At 73.2% G+C, this 21,849-nt stretch carries 17 protein-coding genes; 6 read left to right on the top strand and 11 right to left on the bottom strand.

What is annotated here, in order from left to right:
- Positions 1 to 131: 131 nt before the first annotated feature.
- Positions 132 to 2,897 carry a SpoIIE family protein phosphatase gene (locus ACFV88_RS08035; protein WP_385487247.1) on the top strand — a complete coding sequence of 922 codons (2,766 nt, stop codon included), beginning with the start codon at positions 132 to 134 and terminating at the stop codon, positions 2,895 to 2,897.
- Between the two features lie 130 nt (positions 2,898 to 3,027).
- Here the strand turns inward: ACFV88_RS08035 and ACFV88_RS08030 are convergent, their stop codons facing one another.
- Positions 3,028 to 3,249, bottom strand: a complete 222-nt coding sequence (locus tag ACFV88_RS08030) for a hypothetical protein (RefSeq protein ID WP_385487245.1) — start codon at positions 3,247 to 3,249, stop codon at positions 3,028 to 3,030.
- A gap of 185 nt (positions 3,250 to 3,434) precedes the next feature.
- Between ACFV88_RS08030 and ACFV88_RS08025 the strand changes: the two genes are divergently transcribed.
- Positions 3,435 to 4,403 carry a sporulation protein gene (locus tag ACFV88_RS08025; RefSeq protein ID WP_385487243.1) on the top strand — a complete coding sequence of 323 codons (969 nt, stop codon included), beginning with the start codon at positions 3,435 to 3,437 and terminating at the stop codon, positions 4,401 to 4,403.
- Between the two features lie 59 nt (positions 4,404 to 4,462).
- Here the strand turns inward: ACFV88_RS08025 and ACFV88_RS08020 are convergent, their stop codons facing one another.
- Together ACFV88_RS08020 and ACFV88_RS08015 are read right to left on the bottom strand one after the other, a co-directional pair.
- Positions 4,463 to 5,401, bottom strand: coding sequence for a M56 family metallopeptidase (locus ACFV88_RS08020; protein ID WP_385487241.1), 939 nt, complete (start codon positions 5,399 to 5,401; stop codon positions 4,463 to 4,465).
- A 4-nt stretch (positions 5,402 to 5,405) separates the two neighbouring features.
- The gene (locus tag ACFV88_RS08015; protein WP_385487240.1) at positions 5,406 to 5,798 is read right to left on the bottom strand and encodes a BlaI/MecI/CopY family transcriptional regulator; all 393 of its coding nucleotides are present in this window, start codon (positions 5,796 to 5,798) and stop codon (positions 5,406 to 5,408) included.
- 186 nt (positions 5,799 to 5,984) lie between these two features.
- Here ACFV88_RS08015 and aroQ point away from each other — a divergent pair, with 186 nt between their 5' ends.
- Complete coding sequence (gene aroQ, locus ACFV88_RS08010; RefSeq protein ID WP_385487238.1) at positions 5,985 to 6,662, top strand: gamma subclass chorismate mutase AroQ; 678 nt, start codon at positions 5,985 to 5,987, stop codon at positions 6,660 to 6,662.
- Between the two features lie 131 nt (positions 6,663 to 6,793).
- Here the strand turns inward: aroQ and ACFV88_RS08005 are convergent, their stop codons facing one another.
- The 7 genes from ACFV88_RS08005 to iolC form a co-directional block, all read right to left on the bottom strand.
- On the bottom strand, positions 6,794 to 7,672 hold the full coding sequence (locus ACFV88_RS08005; protein WP_385487438.1) for an ABC transporter permease: 879 nt from the start codon (positions 7,670 to 7,672) through the stop codon (positions 6,794 to 6,796).
- Between the two features lie 56 nt (positions 7,673 to 7,728).
- Positions 7,729 to 10,392 (bottom strand): alpha/beta fold hydrolase, encoded by a 2,664-nt coding sequence (locus ACFV88_RS08000; protein ID WP_385487236.1) that lies wholly within the window; start codon positions 10,390 to 10,392, stop codon positions 7,729 to 7,731.
- Between the two features lie 132 nt (positions 10,393 to 10,524).
- Positions 10,525 to 12,027 (bottom strand): CoA-acylating methylmalonate-semialdehyde dehydrogenase, encoded by a 1,503-nt coding sequence (gene mmsA, locus ACFV88_RS07995; RefSeq protein ID WP_385487234.1) that lies wholly within the window; start codon positions 12,025 to 12,027, stop codon positions 10,525 to 10,527.
- 159 nt (positions 12,028 to 12,186) lie between these two features.
- Positions 12,187 to 14,070 carry a 3D-(3,5/4)-trihydroxycyclohexane-1,2-dione acylhydrolase (decyclizing) gene (gene iolD / locus ACFV88_RS07990; RefSeq protein WP_385487232.1) on the bottom strand — a complete coding sequence of 628 codons (1,884 nt, stop codon included), beginning with the start codon at positions 14,068 to 14,070 and terminating at the stop codon, positions 12,187 to 12,189.
- 85 nt (positions 14,071 to 14,155) lie between these two features.
- Complete coding sequence (gene iolB / locus ACFV88_RS07985; RefSeq protein ID WP_385487230.1) at positions 14,156 to 14,983, bottom strand: 5-deoxy-glucuronate isomerase; 828 nt, start codon at positions 14,981 to 14,983, stop codon at positions 14,156 to 14,158.
- Positions 14,984 to 15,035: 52 nt separating this feature from the next.
- Positions 15,036 to 15,959 (bottom strand): deoxyribose-phosphate aldolase, encoded by a 924-nt coding sequence (locus tag ACFV88_RS07980; RefSeq protein ID WP_385487228.1) that lies wholly within the window; start codon positions 15,957 to 15,959, stop codon positions 15,036 to 15,038.
- Positions 15,956 to 16,897, bottom strand: coding sequence for a 5-dehydro-2-deoxygluconokinase (gene iolC / locus ACFV88_RS07975; protein WP_385487436.1), 942 nt, complete (start codon positions 16,895 to 16,897; stop codon positions 15,956 to 15,958). Before iolC ends, ACFV88_RS07980 begins: the two co-directional genes overlap by 4 nt.
- A 327-nt stretch (positions 16,898 to 17,224) precedes the next feature.
- Between iolC and ACFV88_RS07970 the strand changes: the two genes are divergently transcribed.
- From ACFV88_RS07970 to ACFV88_RS07960, 3 genes are all read left to right on the top strand, one after another.
- Positions 17,225 to 18,148, top strand: coding sequence for a sugar phosphate isomerase/epimerase family protein (locus ACFV88_RS07970; protein ID WP_385487226.1), 924 nt, complete (start codon positions 17,225 to 17,227; stop codon positions 18,146 to 18,148).
- A 208-nt stretch (positions 18,149 to 18,356) separates the two neighbouring features.
- Positions 18,357 to 18,557, top strand: a complete 201-nt coding sequence (locus ACFV88_RS07965; RefSeq protein ID WP_385487224.1) for a helix-turn-helix transcriptional regulator — start codon at positions 18,357 to 18,359, stop codon at positions 18,555 to 18,557.
- Between the two features lie 225 nt (positions 18,558 to 18,782).
- Entirely contained in the window at positions 18,783 to 19,016 is a 234-nt protein-coding gene (locus tag ACFV88_RS07960; protein WP_385487222.1) for a heavy-metal-associated domain-containing protein, read from the top strand.
- 1,347 nt (positions 19,017 to 20,363) lie between these two features.
- On the opposite strand, the gene ACFV88_RS07955 is transcribed toward ACFV88_RS07960, so the two are convergent.
- Entirely contained in the window at positions 20,364 to 21,662 is a 1,299-nt protein-coding gene (locus ACFV88_RS07955; RefSeq protein WP_385487220.1) for a citrate synthase, read from the bottom strand.
- Positions 21,663 to 21,849: the final 187 nt, after the last annotated feature.

Genomic DNA, 21,849 nt, shown 5'->3' with positions numbered 1-21,849 from the left:
CGCAACGCACCGGAGGGGCCGCGCCCGCGGTTCGAGGGCGTCGGGCGCGTCGCCGCCGGGACCCGTTCGGGCACACTCGACACGCGCCCACGCAAAAGCACAGCTCCCCCTGTTAACGGTAGAAATACCGCATGGCAGGGATGAGGCGTTCGTCCGGACACTCCACGGCAGACGGGCCGGGGCCACCGGGCCGGCGGCCGGGGGTCCGCTCCCTGTGGGAACCGCGCAGCGTGGTCGGGCAGATGTTCGCCTTCCAACTGGTGGTGGTCGTCCTGCTCACCGTGGGCGCGATCTTCCTGCTGCTGCTGATGGCCCGCCGGGAGAACGTCCAGGAAGCGGGCAGCCGCTCCCTCGCCCTCGCCGAGGGTTTCGCCGACGCCCCCGGAACGGCCGCGGCCATCGAGTCGTCGAACCCGACGGCGGTACTCCAGCCGCGGGCGTCGAAGGCCCGCCGGGGCGCCCACGTGGACTTCGTCGTGGTGCTCGACCGCCGGGGCATCCGGCTCACCCATCCGCTACCCGACCGGATCGGCAAGCCGAGTTCCACCCGGCTCGCCCCGCTGCTCGCGGGCAAGACCGTGATGGAGGAGCGGCGGGGTTCGCTGGGCCCCCAAATCCGCGCCTACGTGCCCGTTCGACGGGCGGACGGCACGGTGGTCGGCGCGGTCGGCGCCGGCGTCACGATCGCCCGGATCAACTCGGCCGCCGCCGACCAGTTGCCCGTCGTCCTGACCGCCGCCGGAGCCGCCGTGCTCCTCACTACCGGGGCCGCCGCCCTGCTGAGCCGCCGGCTGATGCGACAGACCCACGGCCTGGGCCCCGCCGAGATCACCCGCATGTACGAGCACCACGACGCGGTGCTGCACTCCGTGCGGGAGGGCGTCGTCATCGTCGACCAGGACGGGATGCTGCTGCTCGCCAACGACGAGGCGCGGCGGCTGCTGGCCCTCCCCGTCGACGCCGAGGGACGTGCGGTGGGCGAACTGGACCTCCCCGGAGCCGTGGCGGACCTCCTCGCCTCCGGGCGGGAGGCCACCGACGAGGTGCACCGGGTACAGGGGCGCACCCTCGCGGTCAGCCAACGCCCCACCCAGGTCACCGGGGGCCCCGCCGGCCGGGTCGCCACCGTACGGGACACGACCGAGCTGCTCGCCGTCTCCGACCGGGCGGACGCCGCCCAGCGCCGCCTCGAGGTCCTGCATGACGCAGGGGTGCGGATCGGCACCACCCTGGAAGTCCCGCGCACCGCACGGGAACTGGCGGAGACGACCGTCGGACGGTTCGCCGACTTCGTCACCGTGGACCTGGTGGAGGCCGTCCTGCGGGGCGAGGAGATCCACGGGACGGAGCAGGAGGTGCGCCGGGTCTGTGTCGCCGGGGTGCGCGACGATCCGCCGCTCTACCCGGAGGGCAAGCTGATCCGGCTGGCCCCCTCCACCCCGCAGGCCCTGGGGTTGGCCACCGGCAGGGCCGTCCTGGAACCCCGGCTCGCCGATGCGCCGGGCTGGCAGGCACAGGACCCGGAACGGGCCCGGCGGATCGTTGAGGAGGGCATCCACTCGCTGGTGACGGCGCCGTTGACCGCGCGCGGGGTGCTGCTGGGCATCGCCGGTTTCTGGCGTTCCGAGCGCCCCGAGCCGTTCGACGCGGACGACCGGGCCCTGGCGGAGGAGGTCGCGGCGCGGGCTGCGGTCTCCCTCGACAACGCCCGCCGCTACACCCGTGAGCACACCATGGCCGTCACCCTGCAACGCAGTCTGATGCCGCGTTACCTGCCGGTCCAGGAGGCCGTGGAGGTCGCCTACCGCTATCTGCCGGCCGAGGCGGGCGTGGGCGGCGACTGGTTCGACGTCATCCCGCTGCCCGGGGGGCGGGTCGCCCTGGTCGTCGGTGACGTGGTCGGCCACGGGCTGCACGCCGCGGCGACCATGGGACGGCTCAGGACGGCGGTGCACAACTTCTCCGCGCTGGACCTGCCGCCCGACGACATCCTCGGCCATCTGGACGAGTTGGTCGGCCGGATGGACCAGGAGCGCGGCGCCGGTGACGACGGGCTCGACGTCACGGGAGCCACCTGCCTGTACGCCATCTACGACCCGGTCTCCGGTGACTGCGCGGTGGCCCGGGCGGGGCACCCCCCGTTGGGGTTGGTGCTGCCCGACGGGCGGATGGAGTTCCCCGACGTCCCGGTGTCGCCGCCGCTCGGCGTCGGCGGCGGGCTGCCCATCGAGACCGCGGTGCTGCGGCTGCCGGCGGGCTCCCGATTGATCCTCTACACCGACGGGCTGGTCGAGAGCCGTGACCACGACATCGACGTCGGGCTCGCCCAACTGCACGACGCCGTCGCCGGACGGCCCGCCCTCGGCCCCGAGGAGACCTGTCGCGCAGTGCTGGCCGCGCTGCCGGGGGCGCGGCCCCGGGACGACATCGCCCTGCTGGTGGCGCGCACCCGACGGCTGGACCCCGAGCGCATCGCACAGTGGCGGGTGCCCTCCGACACCGCGGCCGTCGGCCCGGTGCGCAACGAGTGCGCCCGGCAGTTGAGGCAGTGGGGACTGGACGAGATCGCCTTCACCACCGAGCTGATCCTCAGCGAACTCATCACCAACGCCGTCCGCTACGCCACCCAGCCCATCACGGTGCGGCTCATCCACAGCACCTCCCTGATCTGCGAGGTCTTCGACGGCTCCAACACCTCCCCGCACCTGCGCCGCGCCTCCCTCACCGACGAGGGGGGACGCGGACTCTTCCTGGTGGCCCAGCTCGCCGACCGCTGGGGGACCCGCTACACCGCCGACGGCAAGGTGATCTGGACGGAACAGTCCCCGCACGGTCCGACCGCCCCGCCCGGCGGCCCCGACCCCGCCGACGTGCTGCTCGACCAGTGGGACCTGTGACGGGGTGCACCTGGCCTCGCCGTTGACCGGGCGTCACCGGGGCATCCAGCGGGACGCTGACGTACGACCGTGGGGTGCGCGGTGCCGTGGCAGGGGAGCGTCGTCCACGGCACCGCGCCGCTCGGTGGGCCTACTTGGCCGCCGCCCCCAACTCGGCCAGCGCCTGGGCCCGGCGGACGTACTTCAGCTCCGCGAGTTGGGCGACCGTGGTGACGCCGAACGCCTCCGCCAACAGCTCACCGTCCCGGTCGGACACGCCCTTGAGCGCCGAGACCGGTGCATCCAGGATCTCCGGCAACGCCTTGTCGGCCCATGCCTTGTCCAGCACCTCGTCCAGATCGACCGAAGCCATGTGTGTCCTCCCGCGCAGATCGGTGACGGAGTCCCCGTAACCCCGACTTCTACATAACTGTAGAAGTTTAGGTTCGTCGACGCGATAGGTCGGAGCCAGCAACCCGAGTTGTCCGAAAACCGTCCCTCCGAGGTCCACCCCTCCTATCCTCTACACGTTTGTAGAAGATAGAGAAAGGCGTCACCGTGGTGTTCAAGAGGTTGCTCGGCTCGATCGGCATCGGCGGTCCCACCGTGGACACCGTGCTCAGCCCCGGACCGGTACGGCCCGGCTCCACCCTCACCGGCGAGGTCCGGCTCAAGGGCGGGGACGGCGATGTCACCGTCGACATCACCCTGGAGCTGCTCGCCCGCGTGGAGGTGGAGGCGGACGGGGGCGAGGGTCACGGTGACGTCGCCTTCGACCGGTACGCGGTCAGCGAGGACCTGCGACTGCCCGCGGGCGAACCGCTCACCGTCCCGTTCTCGCTCACTCTGCCCTGGGAGACACCGGTCACCGAACTGTACGGACAGTCCCTCGGGATCGTCCTCGGGGTGCGCACCGAGGTGGCGGTGGCCGGTTCCCGGGACAAGGGGGACCTCGATCCGCTGACGGTCCGTCCGCTGCCCGCGCAGGAAGCGGTCCTGGAGGCGTTCGGGCAACTCGGCTTCGGATTCGTCTCGGCCGACCTGGAGTACGGCCGGATCGGCGGCACCTCACAGGTGCCGCCCTTCTACCAGGAGATCGAGATCAGCCCGGCCCCCCGGTACGCCCACGCGCTCAAGGAGGTCGAGGTGACCTTCCTCGCCGCCCCGCACGGGATGGACGTGGTGCTGGAGGCCGACCGGCGCGGTCACCACCACGGCGGCGAAGCGCTGTACCGGTTCCCGGTGTCGTACGAGGACGTGGACCGCACCGACTGGAACACCGCGGTCGGGGGGTGGGTCGAACAACTGGTCCACGCGCACCCCCCGTACGCCGGCTCCGGCGCGTCCGCGCACCCGGGCGGCCACCACGAGGACCACGGCCACCGGTCAGGACCCGGGACGGGCGCCGTGGTGGCGGCGGGCGCGGCCGGCCTCGCGGTCGGTGTGGCGGGTGGACTCGTCGCGGCGGAGGTCGTGGACGAGGTCGGCGACCTCTTCGAGAACGAGGAGGGCGACGAGGACGGCTGAGGGCCACGGGGGCTCCGGGGGCGGCGACGGCTGAACCCGTCGCCCCCGCGCCCCGGGGATCACAGCGGAGTGGCCGCCTTGAGGATCAGGAAGAGCGTGACCGCGGAGTTCGCCGAGGACAGCGCGGAGGCCGTCGTCCCGGCGGCGGCGCACCACACGGCGAGCCCCACCGTGGTGGAGGGCGGTGGCCAGTTCCGTGCGGTCGGAGTGGGGCCGAGCAGCGCCGCCACCCGGCGCGGCACCGGCCCCACCGCGGCGAACCCCGGGAGCGCCGTCGTCACCGTGGCCCCGCGGGAGACCAGGGCCGCCTTGCCGATCGCCCGGGCCACCACCCGACGGCTACCGACCGCCGTCGCCGCCTCCTCGTCCGCCCACCGCTCCGAGGTGTAGCCCACGGCCGAACGCAACGGACGCAGCGCCGGGTTGGCGAGCGCGGCGAGGCGGACCGTACGGAGGTGGCGGTGGTGGCGCGCCGTGAGGTGGGCCCGCTCGTGGGCGAACAGGGCCCGGCGCTCCCGGGACGTCAGGGCGTTCAGCAGGCCGGTGGTCACCACGATCCGGTCGCGCCCCGGGCCGCCGGGCAGCGCATGGGCGTACGGGCTGGCGTCGGGCAGCACCACGACGGGGGTGGGGCGCAGCCCGGCGAGCGCCCGGGCGGCCGTCCGACGGGTCCGGCGCTCCCGCCACAGCTCGCGCAGACAGCAGGTCAGGACCATGGCCAGGGCGGGGATCGCGCTCTTCCCGGCGATCTCGTCGTAGGGCACCGCCGCCCGCACCTCGGGGTCCGACCAGCCGTCGGGCAGCGGATTGCCGGGGAGTTGGGCGGTGCCGACCACCACCAGCAGGGCCAGGCAGAGGGTGCTGCACAGGGCGCACACCGCGGCGACGGCGGTCAGCAGCCGGGTGGCCGTACGCGGGTGCAGGTGCTGCTCGGCGAGCCGTGCGATCGGCCAGGCGCTGAACGGCAGGACGAGCGGCAGGAACACGAAGACGCCCACGTGTTCAGTCTTCCTCCTGGGCCAGCAGCGCGCGCAGGATTCGCTCGTCGTCCTCCTCCAGGGAGGTGACGAAGCTGGCGAGTACGGCTTCCCGGTCGTTCTCCGCGTCGAGCACCCGCCGCATCCGCAGGGCGGCGAGGTCCGCCTCGCCGGCGCCCGAGGTCCAGACGAAGGACCGGCCCGCGCGTTCCCGGGCGACCGCGCCCTTGGCGTGCAGGCGGGTCAGGATGGTGATCACCGTGGTGTAGGCCAGGTCCTGGCCCAGCCGTTCCTGCACCCAGGCGGTGTTCACCGGGCCGGGTGCGCCGCGCAGCGCGGCCAGGACCAGTGCTTCGAGTTCGCCCTGGGCCCGTCGGCGGGAGCGCCGCCCGGGGGCACGGCCCGGCTCGTCCTGCATGTGCGGCTCCCTTCGGGCTCGGTGTTCGCGCACGGTGCGGGGGCGGGGCGCGGAGCGTTTCATCCTAGCCAGCGGCGCCGCGGCTGGTGAGCGCGGCGGGGATGCGGGGATGCCGGGTTTCAGGTGGATAAACGCCGCTATGGGATACCTCTGCGGGGAGGCTGCGCGCCTTGCTAGACAGAGGACATGATCAAGAACAACACTCCGCGCGCCCACCGCACCCACCGCCCGCTGGCCGCCTCGCTCGCCGCCGTCGCGGGTTCCCTGACCCTGCTCGTCGTCTCCCCCGCGCCCGCCGCGGCGCAGGACGCGAAGCCCGCCGTGGCACGGGCCGCCTCGGCGGCGGCCGTCGCTGCGGCGCCCGACCGGCAGGCGGGGCACCGGCCGCTCGACCGGGTCACCTCGCTGCTCGCCGAGCGGCTGCTCGTCGCCGACAAGGTGGCCGCCGCCAAGTACGGGACGTCGCTGCCCATCGAGGACGTGGTGCGCGAGCGGCAGATCCTGGACGACGTGGCCCGGCGATCCGCCGCGCTGGGCCTCGACCCGGTGCGTACGAGTGCGGTGTTCCGGGACCAGATCGAGGCCGGCAAGAACGTGCAGCGGGCCCTGTTCGCCCGCTGGGACGCGCACCCCGAGGAGCGGCCCACCGAGCGCCCGGACCTGGGGCGGGATGTGCGGCCGGTGCTGGACCGGATCACCACGGATTTGCTGGCCGCGCTCACGGCCTCCGGGCCGGCGCGCGCGGCGGCCTCCTGCCGGTTCGCGGTCGCGGTGTCGGCGGCGGGGCAGGTGCACGTCCGGGACCTCGACCGGGTGCACGCGGTGAACCTGTTCCGCGGGTTGCGCAACGTCTGCACCGGCTGAGACGCCGGGCCCTGCGTCGTTCCGGAGGAGCCGCCGCGGCCGGTGCACGCGTGCCCCGGGAACGAGCCGGGGACCGCCGACGTGGTGGCGTCGGAGGTCCCCGTTCGTGGTGCGGACGGTGTCGAACCGGTCTAGGACACGATGTCCTTGCGCCCGAAGCCCCGGAAGGCCAGCGCGAACAGGACGACGGCGTAGGTGATCGAGACGGCCGCGCCCTGGATCATGCCGCCCCACTCCAGCCGGGGCTGCACCGCGTCCGCCCAGGCGAACTGCCAGTGCGCCGGCAGGAAGTCGCGCCAGTCGCCGAGCGCGGTGACCGCGTCGAGCACGTTGCCGACGATGGTCAGCCCCACCGCCCCGCCGACCGCGCCGAGCGGGGCGTCCGTCCGGGTGGACAGCCAGAACGCCAGCCCCGCGGTGACGAGTTGCGAGACGAAGACGTACGCGATGACGATGACGAGCCGCTGGGCGGCGGTGCCCGCGTCCAGGGTGCCGCCGGTCGGGATCTCCAACGGGCCCCACCCGTAGACGACGGTGCCCACCAGGAGGCCGACGACGGGGAGCAGCACGATGGCCGCGAGGCTCATCCCGAGGGCGACGACGAGCTTCGACCACAGCAGTCGGGCCCGGGGCACGGGCGCGGCGAGCAGGTACCGCAGGGAGGACCAGCCCGCTTCGGAGGCGACGGTGTCCCCGCAGAACAGCGCGACGGGGATCACCAGCAGGAAGCCCGCCGAGACGAACAGGCAGGTGGCGGCGAAGTTGGCGCCCGAGGCGGTGGCGGTGTCCATGAGGGAGATCCGGTCGGCGCCCTCGCCGCGTTCGCCGGGGTTGCCGCCGATGGCGAACGCCACGGCGAGCACGAACGGGAGCAGCCCGAGGACGGCGCCCATGACGAGCGTCCGCCGCCGTTTGAGCTGGCGGACCAGTTCCACCCGGACCGGGAGGGTGCCGCGGGCCCGGTAGCCGGGCGCGGTCGCTCGTGCCGGGGCGGCGTCGTCGACGTGCACGGCCGTGTTCCCTTCGTCGGTCGGGCGGTGCCCGGGGCCCGTGGTCAGGTCGGCGCTCACCGCTGGCCTCCGATCAGGTTCAGGAAGGCGTCCTCCAGCCTGCGGTGCGGTCCCATCGAGGTGACGGGCACCTCCAGCCGCACCAGGTCCGCGAGCAGGGTGCGGGACTCCTCGGGGCCGACCTGCGCGAGGCGGACCAGCAGCCCGCCGTCCGCGCGGGCCGCCGAGGTCACCCCGGGCAGTGCGGCGATCTTGTCGACCAGCGGGTCGGACACCTCGTCCGCGAGTCCCACCTGGAGGGCGTCCCCGGAGCCGGCGATCTCGGCGACGGGACCGGCCTGGACGAGCCGTCCGCGGTCCATCACGACGAGGTGGGTGCAGGACTGCTCGACCTCGGACAGCAGATGGCTGGAGACGATCACGGTCCGGCCGCCGGCCGCGTACCGGATCATCACCTCGCGCATCTCGCGGATCTGTGGCGGGTCGAGTCCGTTGGTGGGTTCGTCGAGGATCAGCAGATCGGGCAGGCCGAGCATCGCCTGGGCGAGCGCCAGGCGTTGCCGCATGCCCTGGGAGTACGTGCGGACCGCGCGCCCGAGCGCGTCACCGAGGTCGGCGATCTCCAGGGCTTCGGCGAGGTGGGCGTCGGTCGCGGGGCGTCCGGTGGCCCGCCAGTACAGCTCCAGGTTCTCCCGGCCGGTGAGGTGCGGGAGGAAACCGGCGCCCTCCACGAAGGCCCCGACGCGGGACAGTACGGGGGCACCGGGGCGGATGGCGTGCCCGAAGACGCGCACCTCGCCCTGGTCGGGCCGGATCAGGCCCATGAGCATCCGCAGGGTGGTGGTCTTGCCCGCCCCGTTGGGTCCGAGGAGCCCGAGCACCTGCCCCTTCTCGACCCGGAAGGACAGGTCGCGCACCGCGTACCGGTCGGTGGAGCCGGCGTAGCGCTTGCTCAGGTCGGTGATCTGGAGGGGCACCTCGGCGAGGTCCGGGTCCGGGGCGGCGGCCGAGATGCGGCGGCGCCCGGTGAGCAGCAGCACGGCGGCGAGGGCGAGGCCGGTCAGCGGCAGCGCCCAGACCCAGGTGGCCAGCGGTGCGGCGGTGGCGCTGACGTCGGGGGCGGTGGGCACCGCGAGGTCGCCGCGCAGGGCGACGGTGTAGCGGGCGGGGGCGGTCGGTGAGGCGTACCCGAGGTCGGTGGAGGAGACGGCGAGGCGCAGGCGGTGGCCGCGTTGCACCTCGTGGTCGATGGCGGGCAGCGTCAGGGTGACGTCCTTGCTCTTGCCCTTGCCCAGGCCCTCGACGCGGACGGGGGCGACGAGCCCGGCGGGCAGCACCTGCTGTTCGCCGTCGGGGCCGACGTCGTACAGCTTGCCGAACAGCACGGCGTCGTCGCTGGTGGACGTGACCCGTATCCGTACCCGGGAGGTGCCCGTGATGCGGACGTCCTCGGTGAGGGGCTTCGAGTCGAAGCGGGCGTACTGGCCGGGGAAGTCGAGGGAGAGGCCGACGCCGAGTGCGGAGAGCTGGGACAGTCCGCCGCCACCGGCCGCGCCGAGGCCGGGCAGTCCGGAGATCGCGGGCGGGCTGGCGCCCGCGGGGTTGTCGAAGGTCTGCGGGCGGCCGGTCAGGGCGTAGGAGCGGGGGTCGCCGGTGAGGCCGGGGTAGGTGTCGCCGGTGACGCCGCGCAGCCGGGCGGCGCCGTCGGTGGAGTCGAGGCCGCCGGTGCGGGTGACGCGGAACGCGGGCCCGGTGTCGGCGTTCTCGTCGCCCTTGAGGTGGCGGTCGAACCAGGCGTTGACGCGGGCCTCGACGCGGTCGGTCTCCTGGTCGCCGCCGTCGTGCCCGCCGGGGGTCCAGTCGACGGCGACGGGTGCGCCGTTCGCCCGGATCGCGGTGGCCATGGCGTCGGCCTGGTCGAGGGTGAAGAGGGAGTCGGTCTGGCCCTGGACGAGCAGGGCGGGCGCCTCGATCCGCTCGCTCACGGCGGACGGGGAGCGCTCCTCCAGCACGGCGCGGGCCTCGGCGTCCGGTTCCCCGCGCTCGGCGACCCGTTCGTACATGCGGCACAGTGCGGGTGCGAAGCGGTCGCAGCCGCCGCCGGTGTTGACGAAGAGTCCGGCCCAGGTCTTCTTGAAGACGCCGCCGGGGAAGAGCGCGTCGGCGAGGTTCCCGTAGGTGATGCGCGGGGCGATCGCGTCGACCCGCTCGTCGTGTCCGGCGGCGAGCAGCGAGACGGCGCCGCCGTAGGAGACGCCGGACATGCCGACGCGCGGGTCGCCCTTGCCGTCGAGTCGGACCTCGGGGCGCTCGGCGAGCCAGTCGATGAGCCGGGAGACGTCGGCGACCTCGCCGTCGGGGTCGTTGAGGCCGATGCGACCGCTGGACCCGCCGAAGCCGCGGGCGGACCAGGTGAGCACCGCGTAGCCGTCGCGGGCCAGGTCCTCGGCCTGGGCGCGGACGTCGCCCTTGTCGCCGCCGAAGCCGTGGCCGAGCAGGACGGCGGGGCGTCGGCCGTCCTCGCCTGAGGTGAAGTACGAGGTGTCGATGCGGGCGTCGCCGGTGTCCACGACGCGGTCGGCGCGGTGCACCTCGGGCGGGTCGTCGGAGGCGGTGGCCGTCCAGGTACCCGCTGCGGCGATGAGCGCGACACCGGCCACGGCGGCGAGCGTCCGCCGGGGGCGGCGGAGCCGGGGTGGCCAGGGCGTTCGGAAGTCCATGCGGTCCACCGTAAGCTGCGGCGCCGACCGGCCGTGCGGCCCGGGGGGTGAACCGCGGCGCCTCCCCGGGGAGTACCCGGGCGCCGCGGCTACCGCGGGTGCGGTACGCGGCGGCCCGGGCCCCGGTGCGGCTCAGTGGTTGCGGGGGAACCCGAGGTCGACGCCGGCGGGGGCCTCGGCGGGGTCGGGCCAGCGGGTGGTGACGACCTTGCCGCGGGTGTAGAAGTGCGTTCCGTCGTTGCCGTAGACGTGGTGGTCGCCGAAGAGGGAGTCCTTCCAGCCGCCGAAGGAGTGGTAGCCGACGGGTACCGGGATCGGGACGTTCACCCCGACCATGCCGGCCTCGACCTCCAGTTGGAAGCGTCGGGCGGCTCCTCCGTCCCGGGTGAAGACGGCGGTGCCGTTGCCGTACGGGGAGGCGTTGATGAGGGCGAGTCCCTCGTCGTACGAGTCGACCCGCAGCACGCACAGCACCGGGCCGAAGATCTCGTCGCGGTAGGCGTCGGAGTCGACGGACACCCGGTCGAGCAGGGAGATGCCGATCCAGTGCCCGTCCTCGTACCCCTCGACGGTGAAGCCGGTGCCGTCGAGGACGACCTCGGCGCCCTGGGCCGCCGCGCCGGCCACGTAGGAGGCGACCTTGTCCCGGTGGGCGGCCGTGATCAGCGGGCCCATCTCGGAGGCGGGGTCGTCACCGGGGCCGATGGTGATCTTCTCGGCCCGCTCCTTGATCTTCGCCACGAGTTCGTCGCCGACGGCGCCGACGGCGACCACCGCGGAGATCGCCATGCAGCGTTCCCCGGCGGAGCCGTAGGCGGCGGAGACGGCCGCGTCGGCGGCGGCGTCCAGATCGGCGTCGGGCAGCACCAGCATGTGGTTCTTGGCGCCGCCGAGCGCCTGGACCCGCTTGCCGTGCGCGGTGGCGGTGTGGTGGATGTAGCGGGCGATGGGGGTGGAGCCGACGAAGGAGACGGCGGCGACGTCCGGGTGTTCCAGGAGGCGGTCGACGGCGACCTTGTCCCCGTGGACGACGTTGAACACCCCGTCCGGCAGTCCCGCTTCGGCGAACAGTTCGGCGATCCGCACCGCCGCCGAGGGGTCCTTCTCGGAGGGCTTGAGGACGAAGGTGTTCCCGCAGGCGACGGCGAGCGGGAACATCCACAGCGGGACCATCGCCGGGAAGTTGAACGGGGTGATGCCGACGACGACCCCGAGCGGCTGGCGGATCGCCGCCACGTCCACGCGGCTGGCGACCTGCGTGGACAGTTCGCCCTTGAGCTGCACGGTGATCCCGCAGGCGAGGTCCACGATCTCCAGGCCGCGCGCGACCTCGCCGAGCGCGTCCTCGTGGACCTTGCCGTGCTCGGCGGTGATCAGCCGGGCGATCTCGTCACGGTGGGCGTCGAGCAGTGCACGGAACCGGAACAGGATCGCGGTGCGCTGGGCGAGCGAGGAAGTGCCCCAGGTGGCGAACGCCTCCCGGGCGGCGGCGACCGCCGCGTCCACCTCGTCGACGTCGGCGAACGCGACCCGGGTGGTGGCCCGTCCGGTGGCGGGGTCGGTGACCGGGCCGTAGGTGCCCGACGCGCCTTCGACGGCCTTCCCGCCGATCCAGTGGTGGACGGTCTTCGTCATGACAGATCCCTTACTCTCGCGGCGCCGGCGGTGGCGTTCCCCTGCTGGTGTCCCGTGCGGTGTGCCCGTGCGCTGTGTCGTGTGGTGTGCCAGGTGGTGTGCCCGGGTGGTCCGTGGCGTGTGGTGCCGCCCGTGGTGGGCGCGGCGGGTCCGTGCCGGTCACAGGGGTCGGTGGCGGGCGGCCACCGACCGTTCGTACTCCGCGCGGGCCCGGACGGCGGACGCGCGGGTCGCCGTCGCGGCCACGGGCACATCCCACCACGCCTGCGCCGGGGGCGCGCCCGACACTGTGTCGGGCGTTCGGGTCTCCGTGTAGACACATGTGGGGACGTCCGATGCGCGGGCGGTGGCGAGCGCTTCGCGCAGCTCACCGACGGTCCTCGCGCGCAGGACCCGCATGCCGAGGCTGGCGGCGTTGGCGGCGAGGTCCACCGGCAGCGGGTCGCCGGTGAGGTGGCCGTCGGCGGCACGCTGCCGGTAGGCGGTGCCGAAGCCCTCCCCGCCGACGGCCTCGGAGAGTCCGCCGATCGAGGCGTAGCCGTGGTTCTGGAGGATCACCAGCTTGAGGGGGACGCCCTCCTGCACGGCCGTGACGATCTCGGTGGGCATCATCAGATAGGTGCCGTCGCCGACGAGCGCCCACACGGGCCGTCCCGGGGCGGCGAGGCAGACCCCGATGGCCGCCGGGATCTCGTAGCCCATGCAGGAGTACCCGTACTCCAGGTGGTACTGGTCGCGGGACCGGGTCCGCCAGAGCTTGTGCAGGTCGCCGGGGAGCGAACCGGCCGCGTTGACGAGGACGTCCTCGCCGGTGACCAGGGCGTCGAGGGCGCCGAGCACCTGGGTCTGGGTGGGGCGTGCATCGGGATCGGGCGCGGCGTACGCGCTGTCGACGCGCGCCTCCCAGCGGGCCTTCGCGCTGGCGTACTCGGCCGCGTACGCCGGATCGGGCGCGGGTCCGCCGTCCTCGCCGAGCGCCCGGGTGAGTGCCGTCAGGCCCGCCCGGGCGTCCGCGACCAACGGGAGCCCGGCCATCTTGTGGCCGTCGTACGGCGTGATGTTGAGGTTGAGGAAACGCACCCCGGGCGGGAAGAGGGTGCCGGACGCGGTGGTGAAGTCGGTCCAGCGGGTGCCCACCCCGATGACCAGGTCGGCGGTGCGGGCGAGTGCGTCGGCGGTGGCCGTCCCGGTGTGCCCGATGCCACCGACGTCGGCGGGGTGGTCCCAGTCGAGCGCCCCCTTGCCGGCCTGGGTGGCGGCGACCGGCGCCCCGGTCGCCTCGGCGAAGGCGCGCAGCGCGTCCTGGGCGGCGCTGTGCCGCACCCCGCCGCCGGCGATGACGAGGGGCCGTCGGGCGGCGCGCACCGCGGCCACCGCCGCCGCGAGTTCGACGGGGTCGGGCTCCGGTCGGCGGACCGTCCAGACCCGTTCGCGGAAGAACTCCGCGGGCCAGTCGTACGCCTCGGCCTGCACGTCCTGCGGCAGGGCGAGGGTGACCGCCCCGGTGGCCGCCGGGTCGACCAGGACCCGCACCGCCTGGAGGGCGGCCGGGACGAGTGCCTCGGGCCGGGTGATCCGGTCGAAGTACCGCGACACCGGCCGCAGGCAGTCGTTGACGGACACGTCGCCCGCCCACGGCACTTCGAGCTGTTGCAGGACGGGGTCGGCGGGGCGGGTCGCGAAGGTGTCGCCGGGCAGCAGCAGCACCGGGAGGTGGTTGACGGTGGCGAGCGCCGCGCCGGTGACGAGATTGGTGGCGCCGGGCCCGATGGAGGTGGTGACGGCGTGCGTGGACAGTCGTCCGCTCTGCCGGGCGTACCCGACCGCCGCGTGCACCATCGCCTGTTCGTTGCGGCCCTGGTGGAAGGGCATGGCCCCGCCGTGTTCCAGCAACGCCTGGCCGATCCCCGCGACGTTGCCGTGGCCGAAGATGCCCCAGGTGGCGCCGATGAGCCGGTGGCGCTGCCCGTCGCGTTCGGTGTGCTGGACGGTCAGGAAGCGGACGAGCGCCTGGGCGACGGTGAGCCTGACGGTGCCGGTCATCGGTGCCTCGTCGTGAGTGGGGTGCGGGTGGTGGGCGTGGTGGTGGGTGCGGGTGTGCGGGCGTGCGGGGTGTCCGGTCGGGCGGTCACCGGTAGCCGTCCGCGTGGTCGGGGTGGAAGGTGATCCGCCACTCCCGTTCGGGACCGGGGCCCGCCATCACGTTCAGGTAGTAGAGGTCGTGGCCGGGCGCGGCGATCGATGGGCCGTGCCACCCGTCGGGCACCAGGACCGCGTCACCGGTGCGCACCTCGGCGAGCACCCGGGCGCCGCCCTCGCGGGACGGGGACACCTGTTGGTACCCGAAGCCGGGGCGGCCGTCCGGGGACGGTCGGCAGGCGAAGTAGTAGATCTCCTCCAACTCCGACTCCCGACCGGGCAGGTGCTCGTCGTGCTTGTGCGGCGGGTAGGAGGACCAGTTGCCGCCGGGCGTGACGACCTCGACGGCGATGAGGCGGTCGCAGACGAAGGCGTCGGCGGCGGCGAAGCCCCGCACCTGTCGTGCGGTGGTCCCGCTGCCGCGGTGTTCGAGGGGAACCTCCGGCGCGGGGCCGTAGCGGGCGGGGAGTCGACGCTCGCACTTCGCTCCTGCCAGGGCGAAGTGGCCTCCCGCACCGGAGGCGATCTGGGCGTGGGCGTCACGGGGGAGGTACGCGAAGTCGGTGACTCCTTCGAACACACCCCGTCTGCCCGTCAGTTCGATGATGCCGCCCTCGACCATGATCGTGCAGCCACCGGAGAGCGGGAGCACGATCCATTCGCTGTCGCCGGTGGCGAATCCGTGCCGTTCCCCCGGTCCGAGGGTGAGCACCCGCAGGCTCGTGTGGGCCCATCCGGGGCGCCGGGGGCCGATGTCGAGCTCGTACGGGTCGCTGCCGGCGGTGCCGCCGGGGAGGTGGAGGCCGTTGTGGTTCATGGGGTGCCCCTACCCGCCGGACGGGCGTCGCTCCCGCGCCCCGGCCCGCCGTTCACAGCAGTGCGACGGCCCGGTCGACCGCCGCCGTGACGTCGTCGTCCACCGGGTACAGCAGCGCCCGGCCGATCACCAGCCCCCGCACGGTCGGCAGGCGCAGCGCGGCACGCCACCGGTCGTAGGCGGCGTCCGGGTCGTCGCCCACGTCACCCCCGAGCAGGACGGCCGGAAGGGTGGTGGTCTCCATGACCCGGGCCATGGCGTCGGGGTCCTCGGTCACCGGCACCTTCAGCCAGGTGTACGCGGAGGTGCCGCCGAGACCGGAGGCGACGGCGAGGGACTTGGCGACCGCCGCGGCGCTCAGGTCGGTGCGCAGCGTCCCGTTCTCCCGACGGCACAGGAACGGTTCCACGAACAACGGAAGCTGACGGCGCGCCATCGCGTCGACGGCGCGCGCGGCGGCGTGCAGGGTCCGCAGTGAGCCGGGGTCCTCGTAGTCGAGGCGCAGCAGGAGCTTGCCGGCGTCGAAGCCCAGCCGGGTCAGGTCGCGGGGTCGGTGTCCGGTGAACCGGTCGTCCACTTCGAAGGCGGAGCCGGCGAGTCCGCCCCGGTTCATGGAGCCCATGACGACCTTGCCGTCGAGGGCGCCGAGCAGCAGCAGGTCGTCGAGGACGTCGGCGGTGGCGAGTACCCCGTCGACGCCGGGGCGGGACAGCGCCTCGCAGATACGGGCGAGCAGGTCGGCGCGGTCGGCCATCGCGAGGGCGCGGTCGCCGACGGCGAGGGCGCCGCGTGCGGGGTGGTCGGCCGCGACGAGCAGCAGCCGTCCGGAGTCGCCGAGCAGGGGCCGGCGTCGGCGGCGGGCAGCGGCTTCGGCGATGGCCCCGGGGTGTCGGGCGCGGGTGCTCGCGAGGGCGCCCGGGTCGATGTGGGGGCGCTCGCCCCGGGGTGCGCGCGGGGCGCCCGCCGTCCCCCTCATCGGACCTCACCCGCCGTCAGCGCGGCCTCGATCTCCATGGGCACGGGCATCGCCGACGAGCACTCCAGTCGGGAGGCGACGATCGCGCCGGCGGCGTTCGCGTACCGCATGGTGCGTTCCAGGTCCCAGCCGGACAGCAGCCCGTGACAGAGCGCCCCGCCGAACGCGTCACCGGCACCGAGGCCGTTGAGCACGGTGACGGGCAGCGGCGGCACCTCGACGCGCTCCCCGTCCGCGGCGAGCGCCAGCACCCCCTTGGGTCCCTGTTTGACGACGGCGAGCGCGGCGCCCGCCGCGAGCAGGGCCTCGGCCGCCGCCCCCGGGTCGCGCTCCCCGGTGGCGACCTCCACCTCTTCGAGGTTGCCGACGGCGACGGTGGCGTTCCGCAGGGCCCGTTCGTAGGGGGGTCGGGCGGTCGCCGGGTCGGTCCAGAACATCGGCCGCCAGTCGAGGTCGAAGACGGTGACGGCGTCCGGCCCGGCGGCCCGGGCGCGGTGGGCGAGGGCGGCGAGGGTCGCGGTCCGGCTCGGCTCCTCGCTGAGTCCGGTGCCCGTCATCCAGAAGACGCGGGCGTCGGCGACGGCCGCGAGGTCCAGTTCGTGCGGGTGGATCTCCAGGTCGGGGGCCTTGGGCCGCCGGTAGAAGTAGAGCGGGAAGTCGTCCGGCGGGAACACCTCGCAGAAGGTGACGGGCGTCTGGCCGCCGTCGACCGGGGTGACCCAGCGGTCGTCCACCCCGAACTCCCGTAGCGCCCGGTGCAGGTAGGTACCGAAGGCGTCCGGGCCGGTGCGGGTGATGACGGCCGTGCGGCGGCCGAGCCGGGACGCCGCCACGGCGACGTTGGTCGCCGAGCCCCCGAGGAACTTGCCGAAGGTCGTCACCTCGGCGAGGGGCACGCCGGTCTGGAGCGGGTACAGGTCCACGCCGATCCGGCCCATCGTGAGGACGTCGAACGGGGTGCCGGGGCCGTCCGGGGGGCCGACCCCGTGCGGCGGGGCGTCGCGGGGCTCCTCGCCGTGCCCGTCCTGCCGGCCCTCGTCCCGCCCGTCCTCGTCCCGCACGCCGTCGTGCTGCGGGTCGCTCACCTGCACGTCGCCCCTTCCCGGTGTACGGGCCGGTGTCGCCGCGCACCGCGCTCGCGCGCCCGGTCACACCGATGTGGTGCCCCCAGGTCTAATGCCGGTCAACGAACGCTGTCAACATGTTGTCCGGACATTCGGACCAGTCCTTGACACCCTTCTCGGGCGGACTGGAGGCTGAACCGCATGACCACAACGGCCGGCAACCCGCCCGCCCCGCTCTCCCGCATCCGCATCGGGTCGGCGCCCGACTCCTGGGGCGTCTGGTTCGCCGACGACCCCCGTCAGGTGCCGTGGCGGCGCTTCCTCGACGAGGTCGCCGCGGCCGGCTACGAGTGGATCGAACTCGGCCCGTACGGGTACCTCCCCACCGACCCGGTCACGCTCGCCGAGGAGACCGCCCGGCGCGGCCTCAAGGTCTCCGCGGGCACCGTCTTCGCCGGGCTGCACCACGGGAGCGCCGTCTGGGACCGCACCTGGGAGCACGTCGCCGAGGTCGCCGCCCTGGCCCGGGCGAGCGGCGCCGGGCACCTCGTCGTCATTCCGTCGTTCTGGCGCGACGACAAGACCGGCGAGGTCCTGGAGGACAGCACCCTGACCGCCGCCCAGTGGCGGGCGCTCACCTCGCAGACCGAACGGCTGGCGCGGGAGGTGCGCGAACGGTTCGGGCTGCGCGTCGTCGTCCATCCGCACGCCGACACCCACGTCGACAGCGAGGAGAACGTGGCCCGGTTCCTCGACGGCACCGATCCGGACCTGGTGTCGCTCTGCCTGGACACCGGCCACTACGCCTACTGCGGCGGCGACAGCGTGCGGCTCATCGAGACCTACGGCGAGCGCATCGGATACCTGCACCTGAAACAGGTGGACCCGGACGTCCTCGCGGAGGTGCGCGCCGAGGGCCTGCCGTTCGGTCCGGCCGTGGCCCGGGGCGTGATGTGCGAACCGCCCTCGGGAGTGCCCGCGCTCGGGCCGGTCCTGACGGCCGCCCAGCGCCTCGACGTGGAGCTGTTCGCCATCGTCGAGCAGGACATGTACCCGTGCGATCCGGACGCCCCGCTGCCGATCGCCCGACGCACCCGCGCCTTCCTGCGCTCCTGCGGGGCCTGACGCTCCCGCTCCGACGGCGCCCGCACGCACACGTCCCCCTTCCCCCACCCATGTCACGGATTAACGGGAATTGCGTCACATCTCCTCCACAGCCTTCCCGCGCACCGCGGCTCCGCGGCACGCCGGGCAGAGGGTGAGTGATCACCAGCGCGCCCGGCCCCCGGCGACCCCCCCGGTCGCCCCCGCGGTGCGCACGGGGAGGACCATCGTGATCGACAGGACCCTCTGGTCGTACCAGAACATCGCCGCCCACCTGCGCGTACAACGCGACACCGTGCGCTCGTACCGCAAGCACGGGCTGATGCCACCGCCGGACGTGGTCGAGGACGGCAGGTCCTACTGGTACGCCGACACCGTCCGGTCCTGGGCGGCGGCCCGGCCCCGAAGCCGCACCCGCGGTCACGGGTGAGGTGCCCGGGTCACGGGTGAGCCACCCGGGGCCCGGGCGGGGTGCGCAGGTCACGGGTGAGGTGCGCGCGACGGGCTGCCGACATCTCGACGCCCCTTGGCTTCATACCCCCTAGGGGTATAGTGTGGTGAGTGTCGGGGAGGCCGGGGCTTCGACCCCCCTCCGACCGCCACGACCCGGGCGCACCCGCCCCGCGTCCCACCAGCGACATCCGAGGAGAACGACATGAGCGCCCAGACCCAGGACTCCGTGACCACCGTCTACCAGGTGACCGGGATGACCTGCGGCCACTGCGAGGGCTCCGTCTCCACCGAGATCTCCGCGCTCCCCGGAGTCAGCTCGGTGAAGGCGGTGGCCGCCACCGGCCAGGTCACCGTGGTGTCGGAGACCGCCCTCGACGAGGAGGCCGTCCGTGCCGCCGTCGACGAGGCCGGCTACGAACTGACCGGCCGCGCCTGACCCGACCCGTCGACCGACCCCGGCCCCGACCCCACTGACGTGGGGGCGGGGCCGGGGTCACTCACGTCACGGCGGGTCCGCCCGGACCGACGCGCCGACCGACACCCGGACCCGCGCCGACGGCCGCGACGGTGACGGTGACGGTGACGGTGACGACCCGAACGAACTAGCCATGCGGTCGCCAGAAAGCCATTCGCGTCCGGGAGAACGCCTTTCCCTCGCCAAGAAGAACCGTTTCCACGCGCGGGGCGATAACGTAGCCCGCGGCACCTCCCGCGGGGCCGGTCCCTGCGACCGGACAACCGCGGGGGCGACCACGGCGGTGTCTTCGGCGTCACCGGGAAGGCCGGGTTCCACGGTCACGCACCACTTGTGGCCGAAGACATTCCGGTAACTATCTCCGGGGGCCTTCACAGACCCCGCGCAACATCCTTACGCTTGAGCCCCGATCGCCATATCGGGGCTCTTGCGCAGGTAGATGGACATATGCAGGAGACATAGATCACAGCGTTCGCGACGTAACCATCGTGGATGCTGGTGAGTCTAAGAAGGCGATGTCAGAAACGTCTTGGGGGGCGTTTCGGACATTGGGGATGTCTTGGGGGACGTCTCCGAAGTGCGTTGCCGGGGCACGTGCACCGGGGAGCTTTGAGCGGCCCTCCCGTGCGTACGGGTCCCGGCAGACCGCAGGCACCCACCCCCAGCAGCAGGCGCTGCCCAATGAGCGCCCGGCCGGATCCCGTGGGGGGAATCCGCACCGGGACAAAGGAAGGCGTCCCATTCGTCGGCCCGTGGGGGGACCGGCGGTGGGGCGCCTTCCGCCTTTCTCTGCGCCCTTCGCACGCCTCCCCGTGTCTCCGCGCCGCCTTTCGGTCCGGCGCCTCTCCCGTCCCCGTCGGGCCCGCTGGCTCCCCCGCCGGATCCGCTGGCCCTCCCCCCCCCCGACCGGAGGGCGCCGCCCCGGCCCTCAGACGCCCCCACAGGACCTCGAAGGCCCTACGGACGCCGGGTGGGCACGAAGTCACCTCCACGGCGCTCGTACGGGCCCGGCTCGACCCCGACGCGGCTGGGGGCTCCGGCTCCGGGATGCGGCTTGGCTCCGGACACACGAAATCGGGCACCGCGTAGGCGATGCCCGATGTGATGTGGCGCCCATGTCCTCAGTCCGCGCGGGCGCACGGCCGGCCCACAGCGCCGGTCCGGGCGCCGGGGAACGCCGCCCCCCGGACCGGGCGGCATCCCGTGCACCCCATGGCGCGCACCGACCGGACTCGGCCGGTGCCCTCAGTGCCGTTCGTCCCGGCCGAACCCTTCCCGCTCCGGCCGGACGATCACGACGTCAACCGGTCAGCGGGACTCGACCGGCACGAAGTCGCGTTCGACGACACCGGTGTAGATCTGCCGCGGACGGCCGATGCGGGAACCCGGCTCCTTGATCATCTCGTGCCACTGGGCGATCCAGCCGGGAAGCCGGCCGAGCGCGAACAGCACGGTGAACATCTCGCTCGGGAAGCCCATGGCCCGGTAGATCAGGCCGGTGTAGAAGTCGACGTTCGGGTAGAGCTTGCGCTCGACGAAGTACTCGTCGGCCAGTGCGTGCTCTTCCAGCTTCAGCGCGATGTCGAGCAGTTCGTCGGACTTGCCGAGCGCCGAGAGGACGTCGTGCGCCGCCGCCTTGATGATCTTCGCCCGGGGGTCGAAGTTCTTGTAGACGCGGTGCCCGAAGCCCATGAGCTTCACGCCGTCTTCCTTGTTCTTCACCTTGCGGATGAAGGTGTCGACGTCGCCGCCGCTCGCCTGGATGCCCTCCAGCATCTCCAGCACGCTCTGGTTGGCGCCGCCGTGCAGCGGGCCCCAGAGGGCGGAGATGCCGGCGGAGATCGAGGCGAACATGTTCGCCTGCGAGGAGCCGACCAGGCGCACGGTGGACGTCGAACAGTTCTGCTCATGGTCCGCGTGCAGGATGAGCAGCTTGTCCAGCGCCGAGACGACGACCGGGTCCGGCACGTACTCCTGCGCGGGGACCGAGAAGGTCATGCGCAGGAAGTTCTCGACGTACCCGAGGTCGTTGCGCGGGTAGACGAAGGGGTGGCCGATCGACTTCTTGTAGGCGTAGGCCGCGATCGTCGGCAGCTTGGCGAGCAGCCGGATCGTGGACAGGTGCCGCTGCTTCTCGTCGAACGGGTTGTGGCTGTCCTGGTAGAACGTGGACAGCGCGCTGACGACGGACGAGAGCATCGCCATCGGGTGCGCGTCCCGCGGGAAGCCGTCGAAGAACCGCTTGACGTCCTCGTGCAGCAGGGTGTGCTGGGTGATCTCGTTGCGGAAGACGGCGAGCTCGTCGACCGTCGGCAGCTCACCGTTGATCAGGAGGTACCCCACCTCCAGGAAGCTGGAGTGCTCGGCGAGCTGCTCGATGGGATAGCCGCGGTACCGCAGGATGCCCTGCTCACCGTCGAGATAGGTGATCGCCGACTTGTAGGCGGCCGTGTTCCCGTAGCCGCTGTCCAGCGTGACCAGGCCCGTCTGGGCGCGGAGCTTCCCAATGTCGAAGCCCTCATCGCCGACGGTGCTGTCGATCACCGGATAGGTGTACTCGCCGTCGCCGTACCGAAGTACTACCGCGTTGTCGCGTTTCTCGCTCACGTCTTCCCTCACCGACGTAGTGCCTCATCTTCGAGGTGCCCTGACTGTCTCTACCATCCCCCATTTGGCGCAGGAGAGTGCACTGGGGGTCGAGCTTTGGGCTAGTTGGCGGCACTCAGTGCCGCTAGCCTGCCTATCCTGCCCCCTTCGCCCCGGTTCCGAAAGCCTCGTGTGACCTTTCCGACTC

The organism is Streptomyces sp. NPDC059816, from assembly GCF_042732055.1.
GTDB lineage: Bacteria > Actinomycetota > Actinomycetes > Streptomycetales > Streptomycetaceae > Streptomyces.
This window is presented reverse-complemented; position numbering and strand designations above follow the sequence as displayed.

Bases quoted from the DNA above. Each gene is read 5' to 3' on its own strand.
- iolD (WP_385487232.1), bottom strand. From the start codon at position 14,070: ATGACCGGCACCGTCAGGCTCACCGTCGCCCAGGCGCTCGTCCGCTTC.
- ACFV88_RS08015 (WP_385487240.1), bottom strand. From the start codon at position 5,798: ATGCAGGACGAGCCGGGCCGTGCCCCCGGGCGGCGCTCCCGCCGACGG.
- ACFV88_RS07970 (WP_385487226.1), top strand. From the start codon at position 17,225: ATGACCACAACGGCCGGCAACCCGCCCGCCCCGCTCTCCCGCATCCGC.
- ACFV88_RS08030 (WP_385487245.1), bottom strand. From the start codon at position 3,249: ATGGCTTCGGTCGATCTGGACGAGGTGCTGGACAAGGCATGGGCCGAC.
- iolB (WP_385487230.1), bottom strand. From the start codon at position 14,983: ATGAACCACAACGGCCTCCACCTCCCCGGCGGCACCGCCGGCAGCGAC.
- ACFV88_RS07980 (WP_385487228.1), bottom strand. From the start codon at position 15,959: ATGAGGGGGACGGCGGGCGCCCCGCGCGCACCCCGGGGCGAGCGCCCC.
- mmsA (WP_385487234.1), bottom strand. From the start codon at position 12,027: ATGACGAAGACCGTCCACCACTGGATCGGCGGGAAGGCCGTCGAAGGC.
- aroQ (WP_385487238.1), top strand. From the start codon at position 5,985: ATGATCAAGAACAACACTCCGCGCGCCCACCGCACCCACCGCCCGCTG.
- ACFV88_RS08000 (WP_385487236.1), bottom strand. From the start codon at position 10,392: ATGGACTTCCGAACGCCCTGGCCACCCCGGCTCCGCCGCCCCCGGCGG.
- iolC (WP_385487436.1), bottom strand. From the start codon at position 16,897: ATGGGCCGGATCGGCGTGGACCTGTACCCGCTCCAGACCGGCGTGCCC.
- ACFV88_RS07960 (WP_385487222.1), top strand. From the start codon at position 18,783: ATGAGCGCCCAGACCCAGGACTCCGTGACCACCGTCTACCAGGTGACC.
- ACFV88_RS08035 (WP_385487247.1), top strand. From the start codon at position 132: ATGGCAGGGATGAGGCGTTCGTCCGGACACTCCACGGCAGACGGGCCG.